We start from the raw sequence: 19417 nt of genomic DNA on the forward strand, positions 1-19417 counted from the left end.
TCATGAAATCAGAAGCCCCTGGTCGTCAGGGAAGTCGCCAGGGGCGTCGGTCACGTGCTTTTCGATATGATATCGCTGGTGATATCATCCAGCGCATGAGGTACGTGCTCGATACTGATGTCGTAACGGCTGGCATGCGCAGTCCAGCCGGCGCCTCAGCCGAGTTGCTTCGCCTGGCCCGGCGCGAGGCGATCACTCTGTTGGTAAGCGTGCCACTATTCGTAGAGTACGAGGCCACATGTCTCGATCCGGAACATCGCCGTGCCGCCGGTCTGACAGTGCGACAGGTTCAGCAATTTCTGGATGCGCTGGCGATTTTCGTCGAGCCCGTCGTGACGCATTATCTCTGGCGACCCCAGTTGCGGGATCCCGGCGACGAAATGGTTCTCGAAGCGGCGGTGAATGGCGGCGCCGATGCATTGGTTACGTTCAATCGCCGCGATTTCGGTCTCGTGCCGGCGCGTTTCGGAATCAAGCTGTGGCTTCCATCGGAAGCGTTGAGGAAAGTGCAATGAAGGCCCCATCCACATACCCGTTGCGGCTGCCGCGTTCCCTCCGGGCTGCTGTCGAACGAGCCAGCAAGGAAGACGGCACCAGCATCAATCAGTTCGTGACGATGGCCGTTGCCGAGAAGCTATCTGCTCTGGATGCCGTGGCCTTTTTCGAGGCACGGCGCAATCGTGCCGATCTCAAGGCGTTCGACGCCATCATGAGCCGCAAGGGTGGGCAATCTCCCACAACTGGCGACGAGCGGCGAGAATCGCTTCGTCGCAAGAGTGAGCGTAAGCACGGTTGATTTTGGGGCGTCGCGATTTAATCCAGCCGCTGCGCCGCCGGACGAATCCAGAACACCAGCGGACCGAGCAGGCGCGGTCGCCACGTCAGCGTGAACGCAACCGTGAGGGCGGACGCGGTCAGGGTCATGAACCACACGAGCGACGCCATCGTGGCGTGATCGACCGCCAGGCACAGCCACAGCGAAACGGCGATGGCGACACCGCCCAGGATGCGCAGGCTGCGTTTGGTGGAGCGTGCGGGCGAGGCGTCTGCACGCACCTGCTGCCAGTGGACGTCCATCGCCAGGGCAAGCCAGGCGAAACCGGCAATGCAGATCAGCAATCCGGCAGCGAGCAACAGCGGGTCACGCATGTGCAGCTTCCGCTGCGGTATCCACGGTTCTCCCGGCGGGTTGCGTCGCGGTCAGTTCGCGCAGCCGCAGCTTGCGGGCCGCGAATGCGGCAATCGCGGCGCTCACCAGCAGCGAGAGATCCACGCCTGCCACGGGCCAGTAGCCTTCGCCGATGGTCCTGATCAGGTGATCGCCGGTCGTGATCCAGTTCAGCAGCACGGCGGCGACTGCCAGCACTGCGATCGCCCAGCATTGTTCGCGCCACGCGGGTGCGATGCGCGCCTGCTGCACCGGCGCGCTGCGCCAGGCCGCATGCAGCAACGCCGCGAGCCACGCGAACCAGAAGATGCGCTCTTCCCAGACGCCGCGATCGGCAAGCCCGGCCGGCAACAGGCGATTGCCGACCAGTATGGCGACCGCCGCGATCACCATTCCCGTCACTGCCGTCACGGCCATCGCATCCGCCCAGCGTGCGCCGCTGACGCCGGCCTTGGCATGCTGCCGCTTGCGCTTCTCGACGAAGAAGATGAAGCCGGTCGCGATGCAGGCGCAGCCGGCGAGACCGCCCATCACATACAGCCAGCGCAGCATCCAGTGCCGGAAGTGCTGCAGGTGCAGGCCGGTCATGAAGTCGGTAATGCCTTCGACCGCCGAAGGTGACGGCTCTTCGAGAATGACCGCGCCGGTCGTGGCGTTGAAGTGAATGCCCTGCCCCGTCAGCGTCACGCGATCCGTACCGGCGCGGTAGACGCTGACGTAGCTGTTGGCGTCGCCGACGTGCGTGACGCCCAGGTAGCCCACTTCGCCGCTCATGTCGCGGGCGGCCCAGCGACGTTTCGCTTCCTCGACCATCGCATCGACCGATGCAATCGGCGCCGGCACACCCGCCGGATCGAACGCCAGGCCCTTCGCGGCAGCCTCGCGCTGCTCGTGCAGTTCATGCACGGGCTCGAGCATCGTGTGCCCCACCGGAAAATAGATGCCGGCGAACACGATCAGGCCCGTCAGTGCGAAGAAGAAATGGAACGGCAGTCCGACCACACCGGTGAGGTTGTGCAGATCGAGCGCACTGCGCTGGGTCTGCTTGTTCGGACGGAACGTGAAGAACTCGCGGAAGATCTTGCGATGGATCACCACGCCGCTGACCAGCGCGGCCAGCATCACCAGCGCAGCGATGCCGACGAGCCAGTAGCCGATGTCGAGCCATTCGAAATGCAGGCTGAAGTGCAGCGGATAGAAGAATTCGCTGCCGATCTTGAGCTGGTCGTCCGGCAACTGGCGACCGGTACGCGGATCGATGGTCGCGTAGCCGTAGACATGATCGTGCGGATCGGCCGGATTGTTGGTGACGTGATATTCCGAATACAGCTCCAGCACCGGATCGCGATGCGTGGTGTAGGCGCCGAAGCCGGCCGCCGGAGTGAACTCCGGCGTCTTGCCGCCGATGCGCGCACTCGCCTCTTCCAGCGATTCCCTGCTCGGCTGCATCTGCTCGAAGATCGGCCGCAGCATCGTGTCGTAGGACGGCAGGGTCTGCGGCTCGAAGCGCGTCTCCGGAATGGCCCAGCGATCGATCTCGCGATCGAACACCGACAGGGCGCCGAAGAAGAAACAGACCATCAGCACGTAGCCGAGCACCAGGCCCACCCACGTGTGCATCCAGGTCATGGAGAGGCGGAACGATGAAAACATCAGCAGTCTCCGGCCGGACTCAGGCGGTCAGCGACGGAATGAGCAACCAGGCCGCGGCCGTCATCAGCGCGCCGCCCCCGGCGAGCACGTACCAGACACGTTTCAGGCTGGCAGCTGCATAGGCCCAGAGGAACACAACGAGGAAGACCACGAACGCCAGCAGGTACATGAGGGACTCCATCTGGTGGTAGTCCGCGCCCGCCCAGACGCCGAAGGAAATGCCGAATACCGTCAGCCCCCAGACGAACAGCCAGCCGCCGAGAAAACTGGCGGCGATGCGGGAAATGACCTGCAGCGCAGTGGGGGCAGTGGTGGAAGCGGATGCAGCCATGGTGTTGCAGGCCTCCAGAGCCGGGCGGAGGTCATCTCAAATGAAAATCGTTCTCGATAATAGGACCTCCCCGATCGGGGCCGCAACCCCGGAATCGGAAGCGTTGGACTCTCACTGAGGGCGCAGGCCCGCCTGCTTCAGGAATTCGATGGCACCCACCGGATCGTTGGTGAACAGGCCGTCGACGCCGAGCCCGACGTAGGCCTGCCATTCCTCGGCCGTGTCCACGACTTCCGACAAGACGGTCACGCCGGCCTGCTTCAGGGTGGCGAAATCGGCGGCGTCCACCTGGTTCCGGCGCAGCACGACGCAGCTCGCGCGGTGCTGGCGGATCTGCTCGAGGATCTTCACCGCGCTTTCATTCTGCAGGCCCAGCAGACAGGTGGGGATGCGCGGGTCGAGGCGATGCGCGGCATCCAGCGTCCTGAAATCGAAGGACTGCAGGATGACGCGATCGGCGACACCGTACCGTTCAATGACCGCAAGGACGCGGGCGGCGAACAGATCGGGGTCGACCTGGTCGGCCGCCTGCGGCTTCGGCATCTTCATCTCGGCGAAATATTGCACCTTGCTGTCCCGCGTCGCCTCCAGCACCTCCTCCAGCGACGGCATGCGCGTGCCGGGAATTGGCTTCTGCGTGGGATAGATCGCCCGATGCCGCGAGCCGCAATCGAAGTCCTGCGCCTGCGCGAGCGTCATGGCACGCACCGGCCCGGGCGCAACGCCCTGCGGCCCCGACAGACAGAACTGCGGATTCACGTCCGGATCGTGGCTGACGAGAACGCGGTCGTCCGCCGTCAGCACCATGTCGAACTCGAGCACGTCCACGCCGGCGGCGATGGCTTCGCGAAATGCCGGCAGCGTGTTCTCCGGCCACAGCAGCGCACCGCCGCGATGCGCGACGACCAGCGGCCCCTTGCGCGGGCCGGCTTCGTGCGTGCTCGCGCACGAAGCCAGCAGCAGGCTTGCCGTCAGGATTGCCATCACCCCGCTTTTCACGACGCGTTACTCAGAAGCCGTACTTCACGGTGGCGAAGTAGTAGCGGCCGATCATGTCGTAGTACGCCGCGGAGGACGGACCGCCTTCGCTCAGGTGCGGCGTCGTGGTGACGTTCACCTGCAGCGCGGGGTGGTCGACGAAGTTGTCGGTGACGTTCTTGACGCCCAGCGACGCGGTCAGTGCTTCCGTCGCGCGCCAGGCGAAGTTCACGTCGTGTTTGAAATACGCGGGCACATACGGCCTCTGGCGCGTTTCATCCGACTGGTCGGTGGCGCTGAAACGGCTCTTGCTGATGAACGTGGTGTTCACGCCGAAGGCGAACGCGCCGATGTCGTAGCCCAGCGTCAGGGTGCCGTGGAAGTGCGGGTAATTCCAGGCGCCGGCAGAATCGGTGCCGTTGGCGCCCACCTGCGAGATGGTGGTCTGTTCGAGCAGACGCGTGCCGTTGAAGCCGATGCGCGCCTTGCCGGCACCCAGCAGGAAACCATAGCGTGCGCTGTAGTCGATGCCGCGCACGTCGCGGCCCGCAAGGTTGGCGTACTGCGACTGCACCAGGTTCACCTCGCCGATGTTGTGATCGGCCGTGGTATCGGTGAAGCGATGCACGAACTGGCAGTAGCCCATGTCCGGCCCGCCGCTGGCGTTGACGCAGGAATTCATGATGTTCGTGTACGACAGCGAGGTGATGACGTCGTCGATGCGGATGTTCCAGTAGTCGGCCGTCACGTCGAGTCCCGGCAGGAAGGCCGGCTGCAGGACGATGCCGTAGGTGTAGGAATCCGACGTTTCCGGTTCCAGGTCCGGGTTGCCGCCGGTCGTGTAGCGCGGCGCGTTGAGATTCGGATTCGGCAGCGGGCCCGTCCAGCCCGGCACCGTCGCCGCGCAGTTGGCCGCACGGTCCGAATCCTGAAGGATGAACGAGGCCTGGCAGGGATCGCTGATGTGACCGAGCGTGATCGTATTGATCGGCGCGTACAGCTCGCCGAAGTTCGGCACGCGCGTGCTGTATGACTTCACGCCTCGCAGGGTCACGCCCTGGACCGGCGCCCAGGTCAGGCCGTACTTCCAGGTATCGGTGCTCGCATTGTCGCTGTAGTCCGAATAGCGGTACGCGCCTTCCACCTGCAGCTTGCGCGCGACCGGCAGGTCCTTCAGCAACGGCACCACCACTTCTGCATAGGCCTCGGAAACCTTGCGACTGGCATCCATGGCCGGATGCAGCGCATTGTCGTTGCCCGGCGAGAAGACGATGTTGGCGAGCTTCGTGGTGTCGGGATCGTCCCGCGTGCGCAGCTTTTCCTCGCGCCATTCCACGCCCGCGGCCACCGATACGTCGCCCGCCCACCAGGTCAGTACGCTGCCGCTGAGACCGGCACCGGCGCTGAGCAGCGAGTTCTCCGTCTTTTCATGGCGCGTGAACAGCGCGTAGTCGTTCCACGCCTGGCTGGGCGCATCGGTGGTGTAGTAATTGAACGGCACACAACCCGCGGCGCGCGCCGCGGCGTCGGCGCACACGACCTGCCCGTCCAGCAGCACCGCATTGCGCGAATAGCGCCACTGCTGCGCGCCGACCATGTTGATGGTGTCGATGTCGTCGGTCACCTGGCCGTAGCGCGCGTAGGCATTCCAGTCGATGCGTTCCGTGAGCGGTCCGGCGAGGTCCGTACCGACGGTGTAGGAATGGCGCGTGTCGATCTGCGTCGGCGCCGGCAGGTTCAGGTAGTGACGGTCGAGCGGAATCGAGGTCAGCGAGTTGGCGAGCATGAAACTGCGCAGCGACTCCGGCAGGTACGGGTCGGTCAGGCGCGCGATTTCGCCCGTGGTGCCGACGCCGTTGATGGCCCACCAGTTGGTCGGGCGCACATCGTCGCGATACTCCGGCCACTGGGCCACGCCGCTGTTCTTCGCGTAGGCGTAACCCAGCGTGGTGTTCCAGGTGATGTCCGGCGTGAGCTGGAATTCGAGATTGCCGTAGAAGGAACCCTTCTCCGACTTGTCGCGCTGGTAGAGATTGTCGAACAGGCCGGTGCCGGTGTCGTAATCGGCAGGACCCGTCCAGTTCTGCTGCCCGGTCTCGCCGCCGGTGACCACGGTGTAATAGTTCTTGGGAATGTTGACGACCTGGTTGCCGATGAGCTGGTACCAGTTGCCGTCCCTGATGCTGCTGTTGTTGCAGCCCGCCGTGCCGTTGTTCTGGATGCAGAACGTCGGATAGTGCGAACGATAGAACTGCCGATAGGTGCCGAGGATATTGTCCGGGATGCCGTCGTTCGGGCCGGTGTTGGCCGGATTGGCGATGTAGGTGTAGTAGTCGGGATGACGGTCCACCAGCATCACCGGATCGGTCTTCGTGAAGTTGCCGCCGAGCACCACGTTCGCGCGATCGTCGGCGAAGCTGAAACCGGTCACCGCCGAGAACTGCGTCTGCGAGGCGTCGCTCTGGTCGGAAATTCCGCTGATCAGGGACACCTCGGAACGCTCGACCTTCTTCTTCATGATCACGTTGATCGCGCCCGTCACTGCGTCGGCGCCGTAGATGGCCGCCGCGCCGCCGGTCACCGTCTCGATGCGATCGATCAGCGCCGAGGGAATCGTGTTCAGATCCACCGCCGCAATGCGCGCGCCGCCGGATACCCAGCGATGGCCATCGACGACGACCAGCGAACGGTTCGTGCCCAGCTGACGAAGATTGATGTTGGCCACGCCCTTGTCGTATTCCGTGCCGCCGGAGTTGAACTCGCCGAGACCCGGACCCACGGCGGGATTCAGCACCAGCGCGTCGTACACGCTCAGGCGACCGAAGTCCTTCATCTGGTCCATGCTGATCACGTTGATGGGCATGGCCGACTCCAGCTCGGGACGCGCGATGCGCGAGCCGGTTACGATCACGGCTTCCAGCACCTGCTCGTCGGGAGCATCGGCAGTAGTGGCTGCATTGGCCACGGTACAGGCAAGAGACAGCGCAACGGCAAGTCGAATCGAACGCATGGGGCGGCAAATCCTCGTTGTTGGAATTTGGTCAGCGGACCAAAACGAGCGCCGCATGCTAGAGAGCGAATATTAAGAACTTATGAAGAACCCCTGCGCATGACTGCCTCGCGCGTGCAGCGCTGATCGTGCGTCGATTGGAATGAAACACACGGACACTGCTCGAGGCCGCGGATCACCAAACCGTCGTGAGGTGCTCGATGCGCTGTAGCCTTTCGTCATGCGTCATGAGCGGTACGCCGTGCACCAGCGCGGTCGCCGCAATCAGCCTGTCAGCGGGATCCCCGGGAAAGACATCGCCGAATTGACCGGCCCGCTCAGCAATGTCGTCCGTCAGCGGTTCGATGCGATACTCGGGGAGTCGTCGCACCTGGTCGAGCCATGCCGAAGCCGAAACATTGAAGCGCAGCCGGCCGCGACGCTCGAGCGTAACGATCTCGAAGATCGAGATGGACGAGATGAGCAGTTCGTTGCGCCTGCCGTGCTGTTCAAGCAACTGGCGCGCCTTGCGCGAAAAATTCTTCGTCTCCCCGGAGACCCACCACACCAGAACGTGTGTATCGAGCACGATCATTGGTTGGCTGACCACTCCTTCGGGTCATATGCGGACTCCATGGGCAACTCGTAATGCACCACCGAGCCGCGCAACTGCGAGCGGATCGTCTCGACTTCGTGCTGCGTGGCTTTAGGAGGAGAAATCTCCGCGATCACCTCTCCCCTGGAGGTGACCCGGATGCGCTCACCACGTCGCGCGCGCTCGAGATACGCGGGAAGATTCTGTCGGAGATCGGTGACATTCACGTCGGACACCAGCGCACACTCCGTCTGTACATATATCTGTACAGATTAACTGTACGCTCCTCACGTAGGCCCCGTCAATATTCACCGGCCGGCGGGAGACGGCACGATGACAAGCAAATAGTTATTCCCACTCAATCGTCGCCGGCGGCTTGCCGGAGATGTCGTACGTAACGCGGGAGATACCCTGCACTTCATTGATGACCCGGCGGGCCACGAGATCGAGGAATTCGTAGGGCAGACGCGACCAGCGGGCCGTCATGAAGTCGATGGTTTCGACACATCGCAGCGCGATGACGTAGTCGTAGCGACGGCCATCGCCCATCACTGCCACCGACTTCACCGGCAGGAAGACCGCGAACGCCTGGCTGGTACGGTCGTAGAGATCGTGGCTGCGCAGTTCCTCGATGAAGATTGCATCCGCCTTGCGCAGCAGATCCGCGTATGGCTTGGTCACTTCACCGAGAATACGCACTGCGAGTCCGGGACCCGGGAACGGATGGCGATACACCATCTCGCGCGGCAGGCCGAGTTCGACGCCGAGGCGGCGCACTTCGTCCTTGAACAGTTCGCGCAGCGGTTCGAGCAGCTTGAGATTCATTTTCTCCGGCAGGCCGCCGACGTTGTGATGGCTCTTGATCACATGCGCCTTGCCGGTCTTGGAGCCTGCCGATTCGATGACGTCGGGATAGATCGTGCCCTGCGCCAGCCAGCGAGTGCCCTGCAGCTTCGCCGACTCTTCTTCGAACACTTCGACGAAGAGGCGGCCGATGATCTTGCGCTTGCGCTCGGGATCGGTTTCGCCCTTGAGTTCTTTCAGGAACCGTTCTTCCGCGTCGACGCGAATCACGCGCACGCCCATGTGTTTCGCGAACGTCTCCATGACCTGATCGCCTTCATGCAGGCGCAGCAGACCGTGATCGACGAATACGCAGGTGAGCTGCTTGCCGATGGCCTTGTGCAACAGCGCGCCGACCACCGAGGAATCCACGCCGCCCGACAGGCCGAGCAGCACATGATCGCTGCCGACCTGCTCGCGGATGCGGGCGATCGAATCGGCGATGATGTTACCCGCGCTCCAGCGCGCGTCGCAGCCGCAGATCTCGCGCACGAAGCGTTCGAGCAGTTGCGTGCCCTGCAGGGTGTGCGTCACTTCTGGATGGAACTGCACGCCGTAGAACTGGCGCGATTCGTCGGCCATCGCGGCGAGCGGGATGCTGCTGGTGAAAGCGGTGGCGACGAAGCCGTCGGGAAGTTCTTCGACGCGATCACCGTGACTCATCCAGACGTCGAGCAGTGCCCTGCCCTGTTCATCGGTGTGATCGCGCAGACCATCGAGCAGCCGCGACGGCGCAGACGTCGTGACCTGCGCGTAGCCGAACTCGCGATGATTCGAAGCGCTGACCCGACCGCCCAGTTGCTTCGCCATCGTCTGCATGCCATAGCAGATGCCCAGCACCGGAACGCCCAGTTCGAACACCGACTGTGGCGACGCCGGCGGCTGTGCATCGGTGACCGACTCCGGGCCGCCCGACAGAATCACGCCGCGTGCCTGGAATTTGCGGACGTCATCATCCGACATATCCCACGGATGGATTTCGCAATAGACCCCGCTCTCACGGACGCGACGCGCAATGAGCTGCGTGTACTGGGCGCCGAAATCGAGAATCAGGATGCGATGTGCGTGGATGTCCGGGAGTGAGGCAGAAGTCGATGTCGGCGATGAGTTCAAGCGAAGGGGCCTCGGATTGGGGAGGCTACGGGCGACAGGCTACAGGCCACAGTCAGAATCGGTCGCTCTTGATTCTGGCTGTCGCCTGTCGCCCGTAGCCTGTAGCCCGTTAGCTGACTCGATAGTTCGGCGCTTCCTTGGTGATCGTCACGTCATGCACGTGGCTTTCGCGCATGCCCGCCGACGAAATCTTCACGAACTGCGCCTTCTGGTGCATTTCCTTGATGGTCGAACATCCGCAGTAGTGCATCGAGGCGCGCAGGCCGCCGGCCATCTGGAACATCACGGCGACGACGGAGCCCTTGTAGGGCACCTGGCCTTCGATGCCTTCCGGCACGAGCTTGGCGGTGTTCGGATTGTTGCCGGTGTTTTCCTGGAAATAGCGATCGGCCGAGCCCTGCTGCATGGCACCCAGCGAGCCCATGCCGCGATAGCTCTTGTACGTGCGCCCCTGGTACAGGATCGTTTCGCCGGGTGCTTCTTCGGTGCCGGCGAAGCTGCCGCCCATCATGACCGTGTCGGCACCCGCGGCGATGGCCTTGGCGAGATCGCCGGAGAAGCGCACACCGCCATCGGCGATCAGCGGCACGCCGCTGCCTTTCAATGCCGCCGACACTTCGCTGATCGCATAGATCTGCGGCACGCCGACGCCGGTGACGATGCGCGTCGTGCAGATTGACCCGGGACCAATGCCGACTTTCACAGCATCGGCACCTGCTTCGACCAGCGCCCTGGCCGCGGCGCCGGTCGCGACGTTGCCGCCGATGACCTCGACCTGCGGATAGTTCTGCTTCACCCAGCGCACGCGCTCGATCACGCCCTTGCTGTGACCGTGCGCCGTATCGACGACGATGGCATCGACACCGGCCTTCACCAGCAGCTCGACGCGCTCTTCCGTGCCTTCGGCGACGCCAACCGCCGCTCCGACGCGCAACTTGCCCTGAGCGTCGCGCGCAGCATTCGGGAAAGTCGTCTGCTTGGTGATGTCCTTGACCGTGATGAGTCCGCGCAGCTCGAAATCCTTGTTGACCACCAGCACGCGCTCGAGCTTGTGCTTGTGCATGAGCGCCTTGCCTTCGGCGAGCGTCGCATTCTCATCGACGGTCACGAGGCGATCGCGCGGCGTCATCACTTCGCTGACCGGCACGTCGAGACGCGATTCGAAACGCAGGTCGCGGTTGGTGACGATGCCGACCACCTTCTTGCCCTGGACGACGGGGAAGCCGGAAAAGCCGTGCTGCCTCGACAGTTCCATCACCTTGCGCACCGAGGTTTCGGGCCCGACGGTGATGGGATCGCGCAGCACGCCCGATTCGTAGCGTTTCACGCGTGCGACTTCGGCGGCCTGCTGGGCTGCGGTCAGGTTCTTGTGAATGACACCCAGGCCGCCTTCCTGCGCGACGGTAATCGCGAGCCGTGCCTCGGTGACGGTATCCATCGCCGCCGACAGCATCGGCACATTGAGACGGATGGAGCGGGTGAGCTGGGTACTGAGATCGACGTCGCGCGGCAGAATCTCGGAATATGCCGGTACGAGAAGGACGTCGTCGAAGGTGAGCGCTTCCTCGAGAATACGCATGGTGCTTTGCCCACGGCCTGTCGATGAAAGCGCGCCATTGTACGCCGCGGCCGGGGTCCGGTAAACCGGAAAAAGGCCACAGGCTACAGGCAACGGGGCACAGCCAGAGCGATTCGCTTCGCGCATCCCGTCATGCATCTGGCCGTACTCGGGCTTCGCCGGCTGTCGCCTGTAGCCCGTAGCCTGTAGCCTTCCCGAAATGTCCGATCTGTTCACGCCGTTGCAGCCCGAACGCGACGTCTATACCCCCTCCCGCCTGAATCGCGAAGCCCGGATGATGCTGGAACGCGGTTTTTCAGCATTGTGGATCGAGGGCGAGATGTCGAACCTCTCCCGCCCCTCGTCCGGACACTGGTATTTCTCGATCAAGGACGACTCGGCGCAACTGCGCTGCGCCATGTTCCGGCAGCGCAACCTGCTCGCCCGGTTCAGTCCGCGCGACGGCCAGCATGTACTGCTGCGAGGCCGGGTCAGCCTGTACGAACCGCGCGGCGATTATCAGTTCCTGGTCGATCACATCGAAGAAGCCGGCGAAGGTCTGCTGCGCAGACGGTTCGACGAACTCAAGACGACACTGGCCGCGGAAGGCCTGTTCGCGGTCGAACGCAAGAAGCCAATTCCGCGGCTGCCGCGACGGATCGGCGTGATTTCCTCACCGACCGGCGCCGCGATTCGCGACGTGCTGCATATCCTGCGCCGCCGTTTCTGTTCGGTCCCCGTGCTGCTCTACCCGGTCGCCGTGCAGGGCGCCGTAGCGGCGCCGCAGATTGCCGCGGCCATTCGCAGAGCGTCGGCACGTGCCGAATGCGATGTGCTGATCCTGGCGCGCGGCGGCGGCTCGCTCGAAGATCTGTGGGCCTTCAACGAAGAGATCGTGGCGCGTGCGATTGCCGCGTGCAGCATTCCGCTGATCAGCGGCGTCGGTCACGAAGTCGATTTCACCATCGCGGACTTCGTCGCCGATCAGCGCGCTCCCACGCCTTCGGGCGCCGCTGAACTCGCCGCCCCCGATTGCAATGAATGGCTGCGGCACCTGACGCTGAACTCGCGACGGCTGTCGGCTGCATTCGGCCGCTCACTGGCGAGCCGTCGCAACAAGCTCGACTGGCTGCACCGACGTCTAGCGCAGCGTCATCCCGGTATCGAACTGCGCCAGCGGGCGCAGCGACTCGATGAACTCGAACAGCGTCTGACACGCGCGCTGCGGCAACAGTTGCGACATCGTCGCGCCATCGTTGCGCAGCAGGCGGCACACCTGCGTCATGCGTCGCCGGCCGTGCGACTCGCTGCGGTGAAAGGCCGATTGCAGGTTGCGCATACATCGCTCGGATCGGCGCTGCATCGACGCCTGGAATATCTCAAGACTCAACTGAGAGTCGCGGCGGGAACGCTGGATGCGATCAGCCCGCTGGCCACGCTGCAGCGGGGCTATGCGATCGTGAGCGATGCGCAGGGACATGTAGTAACCGACGCCCGCAACCTCGCAACGGGTCAGGAAATCCAGGCGCGCCTTGCGACCGGGCGCATCCGGGCCCGCGTCGAACAAACGCTGATCGAATCGAAGGAATAGTCCATTGAAAGGTTTCCGACTGCTATTCGCCGCGCTGACATTCATCGCCTCGACCGCGCTCGCCAGCGCCCTGCCCCGCGAAGCGCGCGTTCCGGGCGGCATCGCGTTCGTCACCGTTCCTGGCGCTGGCGCTGCGCCGCGCGTCATGTACGGCGATTATCAGACCGCAGTCATTCGACGCGACGACGCCTGGGTCGCGGTGGTGGGAATCCCGCTCGCTGTGAAACCGGGCCCGCAGAAACTGCAGGTCTTTACCGGGACAGGCAAGAGCGAAGTGTCGTTCGACATCACCGACAAGCAGTATCGAACGCAGAAACTCACCATCAAGAATCAGCGCCAGGTCGATCCGAATCCGGAGGATCTGAAACGCATCGCGCAGGAGCAGGAACGCTCGAGTGCCGCGCTGTCGAAGTTCACGACGAGCGGCACGGCCTCACTGACGCTGCTGTCGCCGGTCGCCGGCGTGCGATCGGATTCCTATGGCTCGCGCCGCATCTTCAACGGCCAGCCGCGCAATCCTCACTCGGGAATGGACATCGCTGCTGCCACTGGCACGCCGATCCAGTCGCCCGCGGACGGCACCGTCGTCGAGGCCGACGACTTTTTCTTCAACGGCAATACGCTCTACATCGACCACGGCTTCGGTCTCGTGACGATGTACTGCCACCTCGACAGCCTCGCCGTGAAGGTCGGCGACAAGGTGACCGCGGGTCAGCTGATCGGCAAGGTCGGCGCCACGGGTCGTGTCACCGGGCCGCATCTGCACTGGGGCGTGGCGCTGAATCGCGCGATGGTCGATCCGGCGTTGTTCCTGGAAAACGAGAAGTAGCGAAACTCAGAGCCGCTTCAGGAACTCATCGATCGCCGGCCTGAAGCGATCCATGTCGGCCAGGAAGGCATCGTGCCCCTGCAGAGAGGGCAGTCGCGCGAACTGCACGTCGCGGCCTTCCGTTCGCAGGCCATCCGCGAGTTCCAGCTGCTGTTCGATGGGAAACAGCAGATCGGTCTCCACACCCATGATCAGCGCACGCTCGACGGTGAATCGTTTGAGCGCATCCGCAACCGTCCCGCCGTGATCGGCGAGGTCGAACAGATCCATGGCGCGCGACACGTAGAGATAGCAGTTCGGGTCGTACTGGCCGGTGAACTTGATGGCGTGATTCTCCAGGTACGACTCGACTTCGAAGTCGATGCCGAACGGATCGCCGGGTTTGGCCTCGGCATTCGCACGTTCCCTGCCGAAGCGGATCTGCCATTCCTTGGCTGACCGGTACGTGATCATGCCCAGCTTGCGCGCCAGTCGCATGCCCGTGACGGGCATGGCATCGGCCGTGTAGTTGCCTTCGTCCCACGCGGGATCACGGCGAATGATTTCCCGCTGCAAAGAACGCAATGCAATCGAGAACGGCAGCGAGCGCGCCGCGCCCGAGATCGACACGACGCTGCGGGCTTCGTTGGGAAACAGCGCGCAGTACGCCAGCACGGTCATGCCGCCGAGCGACGGTCCGATGACCGATGCGAGCTTCTTCACGCCCAGATGCACGGCGACCTCGTGTCCTGCGCGAGCGATGTCCTCGACCGTCAGTACCGGGAACGTCAGGCGATAGGGTTTGCCGGTCGCGGGATTGATCGAAGCCGGCGACGTCGAGCCGTACGGACTGCCGAGCGAATTGATGCAGATGACGAAGAAGCGGCGGGTATCGATCGGCCGGCCTGGTCCGATCATGTCTTCCCACCAGCCGGGCGACGGATCTTCCGTCGACGACGCGGCGTGCGCCGAGGGCGACAGGCCGGTGAAGATCAGGATGGCATTGTCGGCGCAGAACGCCAGATCGCCCCAGGTCTCGTAGGCAACCTGCACGTCCTGCAGCGTGCCGCCGCGTCGCATGTCGAACGGCTTGTCGAGCTTGAGGATTTTTCGTGCTGTCGCCATACCCTAACCCTTCCGACTCTTCACCTTCTTCATCAGCCGCTTGCGCTTCTGCACCTGTCGCGGCGTCAGCGCGTTGCGCTTGCCCTTGAAGGGATTTTCGTCCGAACGGAATTCGACCCGTACCGGCGTGCCTTCGAGGTGGAAGTGCTTGCGGAAGACATTCGACAGATAGCGCTTGTAGGCCTCCGGAACGTGCTGCACCTGGTTGCCGTGGATCACGATGATCGGCGGATTCTTGCCGCCCTGATGCGCATAGCGCAGCTTGATGCGCCGGCCGCGGATCAGCGGCGGCTGATGCTGCTGCATGGCGGCTTCGAGAACGCGTGTCAGGTCGGGTGTCGCCAGATCGCGCATCGACGCAGCATAGGCCTTGCCCACATCGCGCATGAGTTCGCCCACGCCCGTGCCGTGCAGCGCCGAAATGAAGTGCACCGGCGCGAAATCCAGGAACGGCAGACGCAGGTCGATACCGGTGCGGATTTCGTTGCGCTTGTCCATGGGAATGCCATCCCACTTGTTGACCGCGATCAGCAGCGCCCTGCCCCGCTCCGCGACGAGTCCGAACAGGCTTGCATCCTGTTCCGCGACCGTGTCGTGCGCATCGATGACACCGATGACGACATGCGCGTCGTCGACGGCCTGCAGTGTCTTCACGATGCTGAATTTCTCGATGGCTTCTTCGACCCGTGAACGGCGGCGCACACCGGCGGTATCGATCAGCGTGTACTGCCTGCCATCACGCTCGAAGGGCACGAACACGGCATCGCGCGTCGTTCCGGGCTGGTCGAAGGCAATCAGGCGATCTTCGCCCAGCAGCCGGTTGATCAACGTCGACTTGCCGACGTTGGGCCGGCCGATCACGGCAACGCGGATGCCCTGCTCTTCGACGGCTCCCGTGCCGTGCGCCACCGTGAAACCCGCCAGCGCGCAATCCAGCAATGCCTTCATGCCATCGCCGTGCGCAGCAGAAATCGTCAGCGGCTCGCCGAGCCCGAGCTGATGGAAATCGGCGCCGGCGGTGGCGCTGTCGATTCCTTCCGACTTGTTGGCGACCAGCACGACGTCCTTGCCGAGCTTGCGCAGCGTCTGCGCGATGAAATGATCCGAATGCGCGCAGCCCTCGCGCGCATCGAGCAGGAACAGCACACGGTCTGCTTCCTCGATGGCGCGCAGCGTCTGCTTCGCCATGAGTTCCTCGATGCCTTCGGCATTGACGACCAGGCCGCCGGTATCGACGACGAGATAGGGAATCGGCCCGAGCCGGCCGTAGCCGTAATTGCGATCGCGCGTGAGTCCGGGCAGGTCCGCGACGAGGGCGTCGCGGCTGCGGGTCAGAACATTGAACAGCGTCGACTTCCCGACGTTCGGCCGGCCGACGAGCGCGATGACGGGAAGCATGAGGTCATTCTGCCGCGTCGGCCGAGCGGACGACTTTCGGAGTGGACTTGAAGGCGATCAGCTTGCCGGAATCGGTCTGCACGAAAGTCCGGCCATCGGCGGCCGTCGCCGCATTGGAGATGCGCTCGCCGTCCGTCTTGTGCCGCGCGACGATCTCACCCGTCGCCTTGTCGAGCCAGTGCACGTAACCTTCGAAGTCGCCGACCAGCAGCGAGTCGCCGTCGATCGTCGGCGCCGTGAGGCCGCGACGACGCAGCCTGTTCTGCTCCCACACCACAGCGCCGTCGTTGCGCTTCATGGCCACGATGACGCCGTCCGAGTTGGTCAGGTAGATGTTGTCGTCGTCCATGCTGAAGCCGCGATAGCTCGATGCATCGCGCGCCCACCAGATCTGGCCGGAATCCAGCGCCAGCATCGCGACGCGCCCCTGGAAACCGACCACGAAAATGTCGTCGCCCGACACGTGCACGGGCGAATCGATGTCCGACAGGCGCTCGAGTTCCGTGCGGCCATGCGGTGCATTGACGATGGCATCCCAGAGCACATCGCCGTTGCGGACATCGACGGCGAGGACGCGACCGTTGTCGAAGCCGGCAATGACACGATCGCCCGCCACCACCGGCGATGCGGTACCGCGCAGCGTGAGCCGCGGCACCTGTTCGTCGACGGCCCAGCGTGTCGCACCGTCGGTCAGCGACAGGCCTTCGAGATGCCCGTCGACAGTACGCACGATGACCAGATCATTGACGATGGCCGGACGTGCCAGGACCTCGCTGTTGATCGCCTTGCGCCAGCGCTGCTGTCCCGTCGCCGCATCCAGCGCGATCACATCGCCGTCGCTGGAACCGAGAATCACCAGCCCCGCGCCCACGTCGGGGCCGGCAGCCAGCGGCAGCTTGGTCTTCACGGACCACTTGTTGCGACCGTTCGTCGCATCGAGTGCCACCACTTCGCCATCGTGCGAGGCGGCGTAGACGACGCCTTCGGCAACCAGCGGCCGCAGGGCCAGGCGCAGATTTTCAGAGTCGCCGCCCAGGCCGACGCTCCACAACTGATCGACCTTGTAGGTCGCGACGATGTCAGTGAGTTCGGCCGGCGGATCGGGATCCTTGTCCTTGTCGCACGCGGCCACGCCCACCAGCGCGGCCAGCAGGATCAGCGGACGCGTCCAGCGAAATGCCGTCCATTGCCGATCTCGGAGTGCCTGAATCATGGGGTGCCCTGTGCTGCGGCCGCCGGCACGACGCCGCCGACGTCCTGGAGTTTCAACTCGACCATGGAACGATCGATCGCCGCATCGGTGTCCGCGAGCGCGGCGGCATACTCGGCGCGCGCCCCTTCCCTGTCACCCTTCGCAAACAACGCGTCGCCGCGGATCTCGCGCGCTTCGGCACCGAAGCCGCCGGCCGTCAGCGGCTCGAGCAGCTTCACGGCCTCGTCATGCTTGCCCTGCTGGATCAGCAGTCGGGCGACGCGCAGCTTCGCCAGATCCGCGAGTTCCTTGTCCTTCGAGCCGCTCGCGACCTGACGCAGCAATGCTTCGGCATCGGTGTACCGGCCTGCGTCGGTATGCAGTTTGGCGACGGCGAGCCGCGCCTGCGCCGCATAGGGCGACGAATCGAACTGCGAGGTCAGCGTCTTGAGCGCCTCTTCCGCCTTGGCCGAATCGCCGCTCAGCAATGCGGCTTCGACATCGCCGTACAGGTGCGCGGCGGCCTCGGCCTGCTTCACCTGGTAGGTGCCCCAGTAATTCCAGCCGACGAGCAGCGCGATGCCGAGCACGATGCCGCCCAGGATCCAGGCCCAGTTGTCGCGCCACCATTCGCGCAGCGCTTCTTCGCGTTCGTTGTCGGATAAGAGTTCGTCGACCATAGGAACTTCTGTTTATGAATGAATTTGATGTGTGAAACCGGATCTGCGACCGGAACCGTCCGCTCGCTCGATCATCCCGCCAATCTGTTCTGCAGTTCCGCGGCCAGCTGATCCCACGCCAGTTCGACCTGCGGCTGCTCGACCCGCAGCGACTTCAGACCAGCGACACGGCGTTCGGTTTCCGAATCGCCGAGAATCAGCGCAAAGGCCGCGCCGCTCTTGTCCGCCCGCTTCATCTGGGACTTGAAACTGCCGCCGCCGCAATGAGCCTCGATACGCACGCCCGGGACGCTGTCGCGCAGCTTTTCCGCCAGCGCCAGGCCGTGCGCTTCCGCCTGCGCGCCGGCAATGACGAAGTAGACGTGCGGCGCATTGGCATCCGCGTTCACGCCCTGCACCCGCAGCAGTTCGACGATGCGTTCCTGACCGAGCGCCCAGCCGACCGCCGGGGTCGGCTCGCCGCCGAGCTGTGTGACGAGTCCGTCGTAGCGGCCGCCGGAACAGACGGCGCCCTGCGAACCGAGTTCGTTGGTGACCCACTCGAACACGGTGTGGCTGTAGTAGTCCAGACCGCGCACCAGCAGCGGATTGAGTACGTACTTGATGCCGACTGCATCGAGGTGCCGGCACAGGCCGTCGAAGTGCTGCTTCGACTCCTGATCCAGATACTCCGTCAGCAGCGGCGCACCGGCGATGATGTCTTTCAGCTCGGGATTCTTGCTGTCGAGGATGCGCAGCGGATTGCCTTCGAGCCGGCGCAGGCTGTCCGCATCGAGCTTCGCCTTGTGCGCCGAAAAGTAATTCACGAGCTTCTCCCGATGCACGCGACGCGAGGCCGGCGTGCCGAGCGAATTCAGGTTCAGTTCGACACGCTCGATGCCGACCTTCCTGAGCAGACGGCTGCTGAGCATGATGAGTTCGGCGTCGATGTCGGGGCCGGCGTAGCCGAAGGCCTCGACGTCGAGCTGATAAAACTGACGGAAGCGGCCGCGCTGCGGCTTCTCGTGACGGAACATCGGGCCCGCACACCACACGCGCTGCTTCTGGTTGTGCAGCAGACCATTGGAAATCATGGCGCGCACGATGCCCGCGGTGGCTTCGGGGCGCAGCGTGAGCGAGTCGCCGCTCGGATCGTCGAAGGTGAACATTTCCTTCTGCACGATATCGGTGAACTCGCCGATGGAGCGTTTGAACAGGCCGGTGTGCTCGACGATCGGCACGCGGATTTCCTGATACGCGTACGAGGCGAACAGTTCGCGCGCGATCGATTCGAGCCGCTGCCAGGCGGCAGCATCCGCCGGCAGAACGTCGTTCATGCCGCGGACGGGCTGGATCGCCTGGGGCGACGCGACATTGCCGACAGACTGGGTTTGGTTGGACGTCATCGCAAAAACT

The 19417-nt window shown here is 64.0% G+C and carries 18 protein-coding genes; 4 read left to right on the forward strand and 14 right to left on the reverse strand.

All coding sequences use genetic code 11. The features are described 5' to 3' along the window. Positions 1-95: 95 nt before the first annotated feature. Both V7D81_RS01275 and V7D81_RS01280 read left to right on the forward strand, forming a co-directional pair. Positions 96-515: a putative toxin-antitoxin system toxin component, PIN family gene (locus tag V7D81_RS01275; protein WP_324313958.1), complete on the forward strand. Its 420-nt coding sequence runs from the start codon at positions 96-98 to the stop codon at positions 513-515. Then, positions 512-796 carry a hypothetical protein gene (locus V7D81_RS01280; RefSeq protein WP_324313960.1) on the forward strand — a complete coding sequence of 95 codons (285 nt, stop codon included), beginning with the start codon at positions 512-514 and terminating at the stop codon, positions 794-796. Before V7D81_RS01275 ends, V7D81_RS01280 begins: the two co-directional genes overlap by 4 nt. A gap of 17 nt (positions 797-813) precedes the next feature. Here V7D81_RS01280 and V7D81_RS01285 read toward each other — a convergent pair whose 3' ends face one another. The 9 genes from V7D81_RS01285 to guaB all read right to left on the reverse strand — a co-directional run bounded on the left by V7D81_RS01285 (position 814) and on the right by guaB (position 11249). Beyond that, entirely contained in the window at positions 814-1149 is a 336-nt protein-coding gene (locus V7D81_RS01285) for a DUF3325 domain-containing protein (RefSeq protein WP_324313961.1), read from the reverse strand. Then, positions 1142-2821 carry a PepSY-associated TM helix domain-containing protein gene (locus V7D81_RS01290; RefSeq protein WP_324313962.1) on the reverse strand — a complete coding sequence of 560 codons (1680 nt, stop codon included), beginning with the start codon at positions 2819-2821 and terminating at the stop codon, positions 1142-1144. Before V7D81_RS01290 ends, V7D81_RS01285 begins: the two co-directional genes overlap by 8 nt. Before the next feature lie 19 nt (positions 2822-2840). Beyond that, entirely contained in the window at positions 2841-3152 is a 312-nt protein-coding gene (locus V7D81_RS01295) for a hypothetical protein (RefSeq protein ID WP_324313963.1), read from the reverse strand. 111 nt (positions 3153-3263) lie between these two features. Further along, positions 3264-4151, reverse strand: coding sequence for a glycerophosphodiester phosphodiesterase family protein (locus V7D81_RS01300; protein WP_324313964.1), 888 nt, complete (start codon positions 4149-4151; stop codon positions 3264-3266). Between the two features lie 10 nt (positions 4152-4161). Then, positions 4162-7140 (reverse strand): TonB-dependent receptor plug domain-containing protein, encoded by a 2979-nt coding sequence (locus V7D81_RS01305; protein WP_324313965.1) that lies wholly within the window; start codon positions 7138-7140, stop codon positions 4162-4164. A 175-nt stretch (positions 7141-7315) separates the two neighbouring features. Next, positions 7316-7714, reverse strand: coding sequence for a type II toxin-antitoxin system VapC family toxin (locus V7D81_RS01310; protein WP_324313966.1), 399 nt, complete (start codon positions 7712-7714; stop codon positions 7316-7318). After that, positions 7711-7950, reverse strand: a complete 240-nt coding sequence (locus V7D81_RS01315; RefSeq protein WP_324313967.1) for a type II toxin-antitoxin system Phd/YefM family antitoxin — start codon at positions 7948-7950, stop codon at positions 7711-7713. The genes V7D81_RS01310 and V7D81_RS01315 overlap by 4 nt, the downstream gene beginning before the upstream one ends. Before the next feature lie 112 nt (positions 7951-8062). Continuing rightward, positions 8063-9670, reverse strand: a complete 1608-nt coding sequence (guaA, locus tag V7D81_RS01320; RefSeq protein WP_324313968.1) for a glutamine-hydrolyzing GMP synthase — start codon at positions 9668-9670, stop codon at positions 8063-8065. 109 nt (positions 9671-9779) lie between these two features. Then, complete coding sequence (gene guaB, locus V7D81_RS01325; protein WP_324313969.1) at positions 9780-11249, reverse strand: IMP dehydrogenase; 1470 nt, start codon at positions 11247-11249, stop codon at positions 9780-9782. Positions 11250-11448: 199 nt separating this feature from the next. On the opposite strand from guaB, the gene xseA reads away from it, so the two are divergent. Both xseA and V7D81_RS01335 read left to right on the forward strand, forming a co-directional pair. Then, positions 11449-12819, forward strand: coding sequence for an exodeoxyribonuclease VII large subunit (xseA, locus tag V7D81_RS01330; protein ID WP_324313971.1), 1371 nt, complete (start codon positions 11449-11451; stop codon positions 12817-12819). A gap of 4 nt (positions 12820-12823) precedes the next feature. After that, the gene (locus tag V7D81_RS01335) at positions 12824-13648 is read left to right on the forward strand and encodes a peptidoglycan DD-metalloendopeptidase family protein (RefSeq protein WP_324313972.1); all 825 of its coding nucleotides are present in this window, start codon (positions 12824-12826) and stop codon (positions 13646-13648) included. Between the two features lie 6 nt (positions 13649-13654). On the opposite strand, the gene metX is transcribed toward V7D81_RS01335, so the two are convergent. The 5 genes from metX to hisS form a co-directional block, all read right to left on the reverse strand. Beyond that, a complete protein-coding gene (gene metX / locus V7D81_RS01340) occupies positions 13655-14752 on the reverse strand; it encodes a homoserine O-acetyltransferase MetX (protein WP_324313973.1) in 1098 nt (365 codons plus the stop codon). A gap of 3 nt (positions 14753-14755) precedes the next feature. Further along, a complete protein-coding gene (gene der, locus V7D81_RS01345) occupies positions 14756-16150 on the reverse strand; it encodes a ribosome biogenesis GTPase Der (RefSeq protein WP_324313974.1) in 1395 nt (464 codons plus the stop codon). Between the two features lie 4 nt (positions 16151-16154). After that, positions 16155-17363 carry an outer membrane protein assembly factor BamB gene (bamB, locus tag V7D81_RS01350; protein WP_324313975.1) on the reverse strand — a complete coding sequence of 403 codons (1209 nt, stop codon included), beginning with the start codon at positions 17361-17363 and terminating at the stop codon, positions 16155-16157. Further along, positions 17360-18022: a YfgM family protein gene (locus V7D81_RS01355; RefSeq protein WP_324313977.1), complete on the reverse strand. Its 663-nt coding sequence runs from the start codon at positions 18020-18022 to the stop codon at positions 17360-17362. Before V7D81_RS01355 ends, bamB begins: the two co-directional genes overlap by 4 nt. Before the next feature lie 71 nt (positions 18023-18093). Further along, positions 18094-19407 (reverse strand): histidine--tRNA ligase, encoded by a 1314-nt coding sequence (gene hisS, locus V7D81_RS01360; RefSeq protein ID WP_324313979.1) that lies wholly within the window; start codon positions 19405-19407, stop codon positions 18094-18096. Between the last annotated feature and the right edge of the window lie 10 nt (positions 19408-19417).

Source organism: Povalibacter sp., from assembly GCF_036735925.1.
Lineage (GTDB): Bacteria > Pseudomonadota > Gammaproteobacteria > Steroidobacterales > Steroidobacteraceae > Steroidobacter.

Bases quoted from the DNA above. Each gene is read 5' to 3' on its own strand.
- V7D81_RS01275 (WP_324313958.1), top strand. From the start codon at position 96: ATGAGGTACGTGCTCGATACTGATGTCGTAACGGCTGGCATGCGCAGT.
- V7D81_RS01280 (WP_324313960.1), top strand. From the start codon at position 512: ATGAAGGCCCCATCCACATACCCGTTGCGGCTGCCGCGTTCCCTCCGG.
- V7D81_RS01285 (WP_324313961.1), bottom strand. From the start codon at position 1,149: ATGCGTGACCCGCTGTTGCTCGCTGCCGGATTGCTGATCTGCATTGCC.
- V7D81_RS01290 (WP_324313962.1), bottom strand. From the start codon at position 2,821: ATGTTTTCATCGTTCCGCCTCTCCATGACCTGGATGCACACGTGGGTG.
- V7D81_RS01295 (WP_324313963.1), bottom strand. From the start codon at position 3,152: ATGGCTGCATCCGCTTCCACCACTGCCCCCACTGCGCTGCAGGTCATT.
- V7D81_RS01305 (WP_324313965.1), bottom strand. From the start codon at position 7,140: ATGCGTTCGATTCGACTTGCCGTTGCGCTGTCTCTTGCCTGTACCGTG.
- V7D81_RS01310 (WP_324313966.1), bottom strand. From the start codon at position 7,714: ATGATCGTGCTCGATACACACGTTCTGGTGTGGTGGGTCTCCGGGGAG.
- guaB (WP_324313969.1), bottom strand. From the start codon at position 11,249: ATGCGTATTCTCGAGGAAGCGCTCACCTTCGACGACGTCCTTCTCGTA.
- xseA (WP_324313971.1), top strand. From the start codon at position 11,449: ATGTCCGATCTGTTCACGCCGTTGCAGCCCGAACGCGACGTCTATACC.
- metX (WP_324313973.1), bottom strand. From the start codon at position 14,752: ATGGCGACAGCACGAAAAATCCTCAAGCTCGACAAGCCGTTCGACATG.
- der (WP_324313974.1), bottom strand. From the start codon at position 16,150: ATGCTTCCCGTCATCGCGCTCGTCGGCCGGCCGAACGTCGGGAAGTCG.
- bamB (WP_324313975.1), bottom strand. From the start codon at position 17,363: ATGATTCAGGCACTCCGAGATCGGCAATGGACGGCATTTCGCTGGACG.
- V7D81_RS01355 (WP_324313977.1), bottom strand. From the start codon at position 18,022: ATGGTCGACGAACTCTTATCCGACAACGAACGCGAAGAAGCGCTGCGC.
- hisS (WP_324313979.1), bottom strand. From the start codon at position 19,407: ATGACGTCCAACCAAACCCAGTCTGTCGGCAATGTCGCGTCGCCCCAG.